General features: G+C 67.5%; 5 protein-coding genes. 3 read left to right on the plus strand and 2 right to left on the minus strand.

What is annotated here, in order from left to right; translation table 11 throughout:
• Window positions 1–2424 (minus strand): bifunctional diguanylate cyclase/phosphodiesterase (locus FFS27_RS20580; protein WP_137952176.1); only part of this gene is annotated, 2424 nt, incomplete at its 3' end.
• 171 nt (window positions 2425–2595) lie between these two features.
• On the minus strand, window positions 2596–4704 hold the full coding sequence (gene fusA, locus FFS27_RS20585; protein WP_023101309.1) for an elongation factor G: 2109 nt from the start codon (window positions 4702–4704) through the stop codon (window positions 2596–2598).
• Between the two features lie 275 nt (window positions 4705–4979).
• Between fusA and FFS27_RS20590 the strand changes: the two genes are divergently transcribed.
• The 3 genes from FFS27_RS20590 (at window position 4980) to FFS27_RS20605 (ending at window position 10733) form a co-directional block, all read left to right on the plus strand.
• The gene (locus tag FFS27_RS20590) at window positions 4980–7622 is read left to right on the plus strand and encodes a TonB-dependent receptor (RefSeq protein ID WP_021264716.1); all 2643 of its coding nucleotides are present in this window, start codon (window positions 4980–4982) and stop codon (window positions 7620–7622) included.
• Window positions 7623–7801: 179 nt separating this feature from the next.
• A complete protein-coding gene (locus FFS27_RS20600; protein WP_021264715.1) occupies window positions 7802–9526 on the plus strand; it encodes a carbamoyltransferase family protein in 1725 nt (574 codons plus the stop codon).
• A 43-nt stretch (window positions 9527–9569) separates the two neighbouring features.
• A complete protein-coding gene (locus tag FFS27_RS20605; RefSeq protein ID WP_003109654.1) occupies window positions 9570–10733 on the plus strand; it encodes an MFS transporter in 1164 nt (387 codons plus the stop codon).
• Window positions 10734–10779 lie beyond the last annotated feature (46 nt).

Below are 10779 nucleotides of genomic sequence, written 5' to 3' on the forward strand. Positions count from 1 at the left end.
CTCCACCCCCTCGGCGGTGACCCGCAGGTTCAGGGCGTTGCCGAGATTGATGATGGCCTGCACGATCGAACGGTCGCGCCCGGTCTTCTCCATGCTGGCGACGAAGCGCTTGTCGATCTTGATGCTGTCGAAGGGATAGGTGCGCAGGTAGCCGAGCGAGGAATAGCCGGTACCGAAGTCGTCCATGTTGAGGCGGACGCCCAGTTCCTTGAGGGCCGTCATGGTCCGCAGCGCGCCGTCGACATCGTTGAGCATGACGTTCTCGGTCACCTCCAGCTCCAGCCGGCGGGCATCCAGGTGGGCCAGGCGCAGCGCCTCGCGCACCTGCCAGACGATATCGCCGGTCATGAACTGCGCCGGCGACACGTTCACCGAGACCATCACCTCGCCCGGCCAGGAGGCGGCGGTGGCGCAGGCCTCGCGCAGCACCCAGTTGCCGATCTGCACGATCAGGTCGCTTTCTTCCGCCAGGCCGATGAACTCGTCCGGGCCGATCAGCCCGCGGTGCGGATGGTTCCAGCGGATCAACGCCTCCGCCGAGGCGATCGTCTGTTCCTGCGCCAGGAAGCGCGGCTGGTAGTACAACTCGAACTCGCCGTTCTGCAAGGCGGCGCGCAACTCGGTCTCGCGCAGCTTCTTCTCGGCGAGATGGGAGTCCATCGCTTCCAAGTAGAAACGCCAGGTATTGCGCCCCGCGGCCTTGGCCTCGTACATCGCCACGTCGGCGCAACGCAGCAGGCCGCGCGGATCGCCGCCGTGCTCCGGCGCCAGGGCCACGCCGATGCTGGCGCCGACATGGAAGCTGTGCCCTTCGTAGGCGATCTCGCGGTTGATCACGTCGATCAGCCGGCTACAGAACTTCTCGATTTCCAGCTTCGACGACACGTGGGTACTGACCACCACGAACTCGTCGCCGCCGAGCCGGGCAACCATGTCCTGGTCGCGGGTCGAGGCGCGCAGCCGTTCGGCGATGGCGTAGAGCACCGCATCGCCGGCGGGATGGCCATGCTGGTCGTTGATCGGCTTGAAGCGGTCGAGGTCGAGCATCAGTACCGCTACCGGCGACTTGCCAGCCTTTTCCGCCAGCAGGCGTTCGAGGAACTGGAACAGCTTGTTGCGGTTCGGCAGGCCGGTCAGGGCATCGTGCAGGGACAGATGCTGGATCTTCGCATGGGCTTCGACTTCGTCGGTGATGTCGGCCGCCGTGCCGCGATAGCCGCTGGCGACGCCGTTGCGGATCGCGCTGGCGCTCAGCTTGCCGACCCGCGCCTGGCCCTGGCTGTCGCGGAAAGCGCAGACCAGGCTGGACGGCGCACCGGCATCGGGCAGCCCTTCCAGCCACTTGACGATGTTCACCGTATCGCTATCCAGCAACTCGTCCAGCCGCCGCCCGATCCAGGCCTCCGGCTGGTAGCCGGTGACGTCGCGGAAGCGCACGGAGAGATAGGTGAAGACGAAATGCCCGTCGACTTCCCAGATCCAGTCCGAGGCCGCCTCGGCTATCGACTTGAAACGTTCCTCGCTGGCCAGCAGGGCCTGGTTGCTGCGTTTCAGGACCTTCTGCTGGCGATCCACCGCGCGAGCGTTGAGCACGGCGCTGCGGCTCAGCCAGAACAGCAGCCCGGCGGCGAGCACGAAGATTCCCAGCAGCGGCAACGCGGTCTCCCGCAGCATGGCGCTACCCGGACGCGACGACACCCAGGCCAGGCGATGGGGAGTGCCCTCCAGGGCAAGGCTTTCCTTGTCGCCCGCCGCGCCGCCGGCCAGCAGGTGCAGGTTGGCGATGCCGTAGTCGCCGCCGAGCTTGGCCAGCTTCGCCGGGGTCAGCCGGTCGACGAAGACCATCACCGAGGCCTTGTCCAGGTCGATGGGCGCATGATCGCTGGTGGGCTTGATCGCCGAAGCGACAAGGATCGCCGGTGCGCCGTCGAAGTCGACGTAGCGGCTGATCGCCGCCTCGTCCACCGCGGCGCGGCGGGCGGCGCTGAGGATGTCTCCGGCATCGGCGCCCAGCGAGTCGGCCAGCGAGCGCTCGGACAGCTCGCCCTCGAGCATGGCGTAGCGAGTGCCACGGTCGTCGATGACGAAGACGCCGTCGTAGCCGTTGGTGGTGTAGAGCACCGAGCCGAGGTTGTTCTTGGTGAAGGCCCAGTCCACGTCGACCCGGTTTCCCAGATAGACGTAGGCGTCGGTCCAGAACGAATAGGTGGTGGAGAACTGCTCGGAATTTTCCCGGCGATTCTGCAGCGCCTTTTCCACGTAGAAATGGCTCTGCTCGATGGCGATGTCGTCCTGCTGCCTGGCGATGTGCAGGATCGCCCAGCCGCATGCACCGAGGGCGAGGAAAAGGGCGGCCAGGAACATTAGGAGATGCTTGGAGACCTGGGAGACTGCGGTACCGCTGGCAATCGCTGAAGCAAGCATCGATTCGCCATCCTTGTGACCGTATAGGTGCGGGCCTTGGTCACTGTCTTATAGTTAAGCATCCAGGGGGCGTCAAAAAACCCGCTTGGCAAGCGCATCGGCGCCGGAGATGCGGCTGCCGCTCCCGGAAAGACGCGCGCCGCCGCTGGCCTCGGCGGCGCGCGGCGGCTCTCAGCGACCCTGCCTGGCGACGATCGCCTCGGCCACGCTGGACGGTACCTCGGCATAGCGGACGAACTCCATCGAGTAGCTCGCGCGCCCCTGGGACATCGAGCGTACGTCGGTGGCATAGCCGAACATTTCGCCCAGCGGGACCTCGGCACGGATCACCTTGCCCGCCGGGGTATCCTCCATGCCCTGGATCAGGCCACGCCGGCGGTTGAGGTCGCCCATCACGTCGCCCATGTAGTCCTCCGGGGTCACCACCTCGACCTTCATCACCGGCTCCAGGAGCACCGCTCCGCCCTTCTGCGAGAGTTGCTTGGTGGCCATTGAGGCGGCGATCTTGAAGGCCATCTCGCTGGAGTCGACGTCATGGTAGGAGCCGTCGTACACCGTCGCCTTCAGGCCGATCAGCGGGTAGCCGGCGAGCACACCGTTCTGCATCTGGTCCTCGATGCCCTTCTGGATCGCCGGGATGAACTCGCGGGGAATCACCCCGCCGACCACCTCGTTGTGGAACTCCAGGCCTTCCTGCCCCTCGTCGGCCGGAGCGAAGCGGATCCAGCAATGGCCGAACTGGCCGCGGCCGCCGGACTGGCGGACGAACTTGCCCTCGATCTCGCAGGTGTTGCGGATGGTCTCGCGATAGGCCACCTGCGGCTTGCCGATATTGGCTTCGACGCCGAACTCGCGGCGCATGCGGTCGACGATGATGTCCAGGTGCAACTCGCCCATCCCGGAAATGATGGTTTGCGCGGTCTCCTCGTCGGTCTTCACGCGGAACGACGGGTCTTCCTGGGCCAGCTTGCTCAGGGCGATGCCCATCTTCTCCTGGTCGGCCTTGGTCTTCGGTTCCACCGCCACCGAGATCACCGGATCGGGGAAGTCCATGCGTTCGAGAATGATCGGCTTGTCGATGGCGCACAGGGTGTCGCCGGTGGTCACGTCCTTCATGCCGATCAGCGCGGCGATGTCGCCGGCGCGCACTTCCTTGATCTCGTCGCGCTGGTTGGCGTGCATCTGCACCATCCGCCCGACCCGCTCCTTCTTGCCTTTCACCGAGTTGAGCACCGCGTCGCCGGAAGTCAGCACCCCGGAATACACGCGGGCGAAGGTCAGGGTGCCGACGAAGGGGTCGGTGGCGATCTTGAACGCCAGCGCCGAGAACGGCTCGTCGTCGTCCGCATGGCGCTCGTCGTGCTTCTCTTCGTCGTCCGGGTCGGTGCCCCTGATCGCCGGGATTTCCGATGGAGCCGGGAGATAGTCGATCACCGCGTCGAGCACCAGCGGCACGCCCTTGTTCTTGAACGAGGAGCCGAGCACCGCCGGTACGATCTGGTTGGCCAGGGTCCGCTGGCGCAGCCCGGCCTTGATCTCCTCGATGCTCAGTTCCTCGCCTTCCAGATACTTGTTCATCAGTTCGTCGTTGGCCTCGGCGGCGGCCTCGACCATGTGCGCCCGCCACTCCTCGGCCAGCGCCCGCAACTCCGCCGGGATCTCCTCCTCGCGGTAGCTGGTGCCCTGGTCGTCATCGTTCCAGTAGATGGCCTTCATCTTCACCAGGTCGATCTGCCCGCTGAAGTTTTCCTCCGCGCCGATCGCCAGCTGGATCGGCACCGGGACATGGCCCAGGCGTTGCTTGATCTGCGCGACCACGCGGAGGAAATCGGCGCCCTGGCGGTCCATCTTGTTCACGTAGGCCAGGCGCGGCACATGGTACTTGTTGGCCTGGCGCCAGACCGTCTCGGACTGCGGCTCGACCCCGTCGGCGCCGCTGAACACCACCACCGCGCCATCGAGCACGCGCAGCGAGCGCTCCACCTCGATGGTGAAGTCGACGTGGCCGGGGGTGTCGATGATGTTGAAGCGATAGCGGTGCGGGAACTGCTTGGTCGAGCCCTGCCAGAAGGCCGTGGTCGCCGCCGAGGTGATGGTGATGCCGCGTTCCTGCTCCTGGACCATCCAGTCCATGGTCGCCGCGCCGTCATGGACCTCGCCCATCTTGTGGTTGACGCCGGTGTAGAAGAGGATCCGCTCGGTCGTCGTGGTCTTGCCGGCGTCGACGTGGGCGACGATGCCGATGTTGCGATAAAGCTCGATGGGAGTGGTGCGAGCCATGATCTGCCCCTTGGGTGCTGCCCTGGATGATGGGAACGACTGCTGAAAGAAAAATGTAGCTGAAGAAAGGACGCCACAGCACCGCCGCGACGCCTGCTTTTCGACCTCGGCAGAGGGTACGGGTTCTGCCGCTCCGGCCCGCCGACGAAAGGCGCGACGGCAGGGCTTGTTCCCAGCGGACATAGACTCATGGCGCAAAGGTCTAAGCCGTCCCTGGAAAATCCCCCGGCTCGACGGACATCCCTGGACACACCGGAACAAGGGATGCCCCGACCATGCACCGATCGCTCCACACCGACCCGCCGCTGGGCGCCGCCCTGCTGCTGGCCCTGCAGCTCGCTCCCGGCAGCGCCGCCGCGGCGGAGGGACAGGCGCCTGTCGACCCGCCCACGGTCCAGTTGCAACGAATCGAGGTGACCGGTAGCGCGATCCGCCGGGTCGATGCGGAAACCGCGGTGCCGATCAGCGTCCTGCGCGCCGAGGAGCTGCGCCAACAGGGCGTGACCAGCACCGAGGAACTGATCGGCCGGCTTTCCGGCAACCAGGGCGTATACAACTCCAGTCGCTCGGTCGGCAGCGCCACCGGCGGCGCCTCGTTCGCCGACCTGCGCGGGATCGGCGCGAACAAGACCCTGGTGCTGCTCAACGGCCGGCGCCTGGCGAACAATGCCATCGACGGCTCCGCCGTGGATCTCAACACCATTCCCTTCGCCGCCATCGACCGGGTCGAGGTGCTGCGCGACGGCGCCTCCGCACTGTACGGCACCGATGCCATCGGCGGGGTGATCAACTTCATCACCCGCAAGAGCCTGAACGAAGGCCGCGTCGACAGCGGCTACGCCTCCCCCACCCACGACGGCGGCGGCAACCAGCGCAACGTCAGCGCTAGCTGGGGCTTCGGCGAGCTGGAGGCGGATCGCTTCAATGTCTTCGCGGTGGCCAACTACGACAAGCAGGAACGCCTCGGCGCCAAGGACCGCGGCTACACCTACAACTACCAGCCGGGACGCGGCCTCGACTACAGCTCCGGCACCGCCTTCCCCGGCAACTGGAGCCAGGGCGCCAACGCCAGCAATCCGCTGGCCGCCGGCGGTTGCAAGGGCGCCGACCTGATCCCGCGCAACGGCATCTGCCGGCAGAGCCTGTGGCGCTACCTCGACCTGGTGCCGGAAACCGAGAAGACCTCGGTGTTCAGCCGCGCCACCGGCAAGCTGGCCGACGAGCACAACGTCAGTCTGGAGTACTTCTGGTCGCGCAACGACAACGCTACCCAGGTCGGCCCAGGGACCCTCACCGGCCTGCAGATCGATCCCGGCACCGCCTTCTATCCCGGCAACGGCATCACTCCCGGTCCCGGCGGCTTCGTCCTCGACCCGAGCCGGCCGGTGGAGGTCAACTGGCGGCAGAGCGTGCTCGGGCCACGCCTGCAATCCTCGCAGAACACCGGCCAGCGCCTGCTGCTCGGCTTCGACGGCCGATTCGCCGGCTGGGACTACGATATCGGCGCCTCGTACAACCAGAACAAGGTGGTCGACCATATCCACAGCGGCTACGTCGATGATCGCGCCGCCGCCCTCGGCATCGCCAACGGGACGCTGAACCCGTTCGGGCCGCAGACCGACGCCGGCCTCGCCTACCTCGGCAGCCATGCCCTGAGCGGCGACTTCCGTACCTCGGTCGGCCGCGTCAAGGGCCTGGACGCCCGCGCCAGCCGGGAGATCGGCGACTGGTTCGGCGCCGGGCCGGCGGCCCTGGCGCTGGGCGGCGAGTTCCGCAAGGAGGCGTTCCACCAGGACATCCAGGACTTCGCCGGCAACGTGCAGAGCCTCGGCGTCGATCCCGCCGCCACGGTCAGCGGCGAGCGCAACCTGAAGGCGCAGTACGCCGAACTCAACGTGCCGGTGCTGGACAGCCTGGAACTCAGCGCGGCGATCCGCCACGACAAGTACAGCGACTTCGGCAGCACTACCAACCCGAAATATTCGTTCCGCTTCCAGCCGTTCCGCCAGTTGGTCCTGCGCGGCGCCTACAGCGAAGGTTTCCGCGCGCCGTCGCTGTACGAACTGTACAACCCGACCTTCACCACCTATACCAGCGCCAACTACGACGACCCACGCCTGTGCGCCGGCGGCCAGCCGAGCCAGGGCGGCATCGCCAACCGCGACTGCGCCCAGCAGTTCTACAACGCCACCGGCGGCAATACCGACCTGCGACCGGAAACCGCGCGCAACGTTACCCTGGGCCTGGTCTACCAGCCGCTGCGCGACCTTTCCGTCGGCCTGGACTTCTGGTGGATCAGGATCGCCAACCAGATCGCCGAGTTTCCCGAAGCGGCGATCTTCGCCGACCCGCAGGCCTACGCCGGACGCATCGTGCGCAAGGCCGACGGCTCGATCGATCACGTCGTCACCGGACTGGCCAACCTCGGCAAGGTAAAGACCAGCGGCGTCGACCTGAGCCTCGATTATCGTTTCCCGGCCAGCCGCTACGGGCAGTTCGGGCTCGACCTGCAAGGCACCTACGTGTCCCGCTACGACTTCCAGCAGCAGATCGGCGGCCAGTACCTGGACAACGTCGGCGACTTCCAGGGCGTCGGCGTGATCGCCCGCTGGAAGCACGTCGCCAACGCCACCTGGAGCCGCGACGCCTGGCAGGCCACCCTGAGCAACCGCTACACCAGCGGCTACAACGACTACGACCGCGCCAGCCACGGCAAGGTCGGCTCGTGGAACCTCTGGGACCTGGCCGGCAGCTACCGCCTCAGCCACGCGCTGGGGCTGACCCTCGGGGTGAAGAACCTGTTCGACCGCGAACCGCCGTTCAGCAACCAGACCTACACCTTCCAGAGCGGCTACGACCCGCGCTACACCGATCCCTACGGGCGCATCCTGTTCGGCCGCCTCAGCTACAGCTTCTGATGCGGGCGCGGGCGCCCGGCCGGTATGGCCGGCAAGCCCGTCGACGGCTGTCCAGCTACCAGATCCGGTAGCCCTGCCAGATTTCGCAGGCGACCAGATCTGGCAGGTTGTTGGGCTCCCGGTGCCATGCAACCTATTACGCCTCTCGCCCCCCACCCGTTCGCGCAAGAGGACACCGCATGATCATTCTCGGGATCACCAACAACGACCTGGCCGGCGCCTGCCTGGTGCGCGACGGCGGGATCGTCGCCGCCGCCAGCGAGGAGCGCTTCACCCGCCAGAAGGACCACAAGGCCTGGCCGAGCCGCTCCATCGACTATGTGCTCGGCGAGGCCGGCATCGACCTGGCCGACATCGACCGCATCGCCTACGGCTGGAACGCCGGGTTCGACGCCGGGCGGCACCTCGACCTCTACCTGGACCGGGTCCTCGAGGAAGCCCGCGAGCGTCCCGAGGGCCTGCCGCACCTGCGCAAGCGGATCGCCGACGAGATGGCCAACGACAAGGCCAAGCGCGGCGAATTCGATGCCTTCGTCCGCGCCAACGGCCTGCGCGGCAAGGTCGAGTACATCGACCATCACGAATGCCACGCCCTCGGCGCATTCGTCTGCTCGCCGTTCGACGAGGCGCTGACCCTCACCTGCGACGGCCGCGGCGACTTCCAGTCGCTCACCGTCACCCACTACCGCGCCGACGGCGGCGAGACGGTCCTGCAACGCGAGACCAGCGTCGACAGCCTGGGCTACTTCTACGGGCGCATCACCCGCCTGCTCGGCTTCAAGCCGAACCGCCACGAAGGCAAGATCACCGGCCTGGCGGCGTTCGGCGACGCGGAAAAGCTGCTGCCGCTGATGAACGACATGATCCGCCTGGAGAACGGCCGCCTGCGCGCCCGCTGCGGCGAACTGTACCTGCCCTCCTACGACGGCTACAGCGATCCGCTGCTGCAACGCTGCGCGGCGGAACGCCCGGCGGATGTCGCCGCCGCCGCGCAACGGCACTCCGAAGACCTGCTGGTGGCCATCGCCCGGGAGCACGTGGCGCGCACCGGTTGTGCCAACCTGTGCCTGGCCGGCGGGGTGTTCGGCAACGTCAAGCTGAACCAGCGCCTGCGCGAGATCCCCGGGGTCCGCGATGTCTACGTGCTGCCCTGCATGGGCGACGGCGGCCTGGCCCTGGCCGCGGCGGTGGCGGTGGCCTATCGCGAGAACGGTACGCGCTTCCCGGCGCCGAGCATGGCCCTCGGGCCGGACGCGCGCAGCGCCGCGCAGAATGCCGAGCTGATCGCCAGCCAGTACCCGCAGCTGGCCTACAGCCGGCCAGCCAACCTGATCGAGACGCTGGTCGAAGCGCTGCGGGAAAACCAGGTGCTGGGCATGTTCAAGGGCCGCATGGAGTTCGGTCCGCGCGCCTTGTGCAACCGCAGCATCGTCTACCATCCCGGCGATGCCAGCGCCAACGACTGGCTCAATCAGCGCATGGAACGCACCGAGTTCATGCCATTCGCCCCGGTCACCGCGGTCGAGCACGCCGAGGGCTGCTACATCGGCTGGCGCGAAGACCAGGTGGCGGCCGACTACATGACCATGACCTACGACTGCCATGCGGATTTCCGCGCGCGCTGCCCGGCGGTGGTGCATGTCGACGGCACCGCCCGGCCGCAGATCATCCGGCCGCAGGCCGATCCGTTCATGCACGCCCTGCTGCATGCCTGGCATGCCCGCAGCGGCCAGCCGGCGCTGATCAACACCTCCTTCAACCGCCACGAGGAACCGATCGTCTGCGCCCCGCAGGACGCCCTCGGCGCGCTGGAGGACGGCATGGTCGACCTGGTGGTGCTGGGCGAGTCCCTGCTGGTCTGGCGCAAGGGCGAGAACGCCTTCGCCAGGGCGCGCTTCGAGTGAGGCGCAAACCGCAGCGAACCGGCACGGCGACGCGGGAACCGGCATGTACCTGATCTTTTCCGGCTACTTCGCCGCCGAGGGGCTGATCTATCCGTTCTGGCCGACCTGGCTGGCCAGCCTGGGCTTCGGCGCAAGCCAGATCGGCCTGTTGATCGCCGCGGCCTACTGGCCGCAGGTAATCGCCGGGGTGGCGCTGACCTACGTGGCCGACTGGCGCATCGACCAGTTGCGCCTGGCGACCCTGCTGGCGGCCCTGGCCGGCGCCTGCGCCCTGCTGTTCCAGCTGGCCGAGGGCCTGCCGCTGTTCATCGCCCTGAGCGTGCTCTACGGCGCGTTCTGGACCAGCGTGCTGCCGCTCACCGAGTCCTACCTGCTCAAGCGCGACAAGGCCGCCCTGCAGAACTACGGGCGGGTACGCGCGGTCGGTTCGCTGGCCTTCATCCTCACCGCGACCCTGGGCGGCCTGCTGCTCGGTCGTTTCGGCCAGCAACTGGTGCCCGCCCTGGTCGGCCTGACGATGCTGCTCACCGCCCTCGCCTGCCTGTTCCTCCGTCGCCGCAGCCTGCGCCGTCCGGACTCGCCGCTGCCGGGCGCCAGGCGCCGTCCCGACCTGCGCGGGATCCTCCGGCAACGCCCCCTGCTGCTGGCCATCGCCGCGGCGGGAATGATCCAGCTGAGCCACTCGCTGTACTTCACCACCGCCTCGCTGGGCTGGCAGGCGCTGGGCTACTCGTCGTTCTCGGTCGGCGCCTTCTGGGGCCTGGCGGTGATCGCCGAGATCAGCTTCTTCGCCGTCTCCAACCGCATCCTGGACCGCCACCCGGCGCTCCAGGTGATGCTCTTCTCCAGCCTTTGCGCGGCGCTGCGCTGGGGCCTGCTGGCCGGCAGCGAACATCTCGCCGCGATCCTCCTCGGCCAGTGCCTGCACGCCCTCAGCTTTGCCGCCTACCACGCCGCGGTGATGCGCTACATCCGCGACCACGCGCCGGAAAGCGCGCGGGTACTGACCCAGGGAATCTACTACTCTCTGGCGGTAGCGCTGCCCATGGGCCTCGCCAGTCCGGCCGCCGGCTGGCTGTACGAAGGCCTGCCGCAGTGGTCCTATCTGATCATGGCGCTGTTCGCCCTCGGCGGCGCGGTCCTGGTCTGGCTTGCCCTACAGAGTGCCCGAGATGCATCGACTAGCGTTTTCAGCCGTTCTGTTTGACATGGACGGCGTCCTGATCAGCTCCCGCGAAGCCATCGCCGCGGCC

The sequence above is a fragment of the Pseudomonas sp. 2VD genome (assembly GCF_005503585.1).
Taxonomy (GTDB): domain Bacteria; phylum Pseudomonadota; class Gammaproteobacteria; order Pseudomonadales; family Pseudomonadaceae; genus Pseudomonas; species Pseudomonas aeruginosa.

Excerpts from the sequence above, each read along its gene's own strand:
- fusA (WP_023101309.1), bottom strand. The coding sequence starts at position 4,704 with ATGGCTCGCACCACTCCCATCGAGCTTTATCGCAACATCGGCATCGTC.
- FFS27_RS20590 (WP_021264716.1), top strand. The coding sequence starts at position 4,980 with ATGCACCGATCGCTCCACACCGACCCGCCGCTGGGCGCCGCCCTGCTG.
- FFS27_RS20600 (WP_021264715.1), top strand. The coding sequence starts at position 7,802 with ATGATCATTCTCGGGATCACCAACAACGACCTGGCCGGCGCCTGCCTG.
- FFS27_RS20605 (WP_003109654.1), top strand. The coding sequence starts at position 9,570 with ATGTACCTGATCTTTTCCGGCTACTTCGCCGCCGAGGGGCTGATCTAT.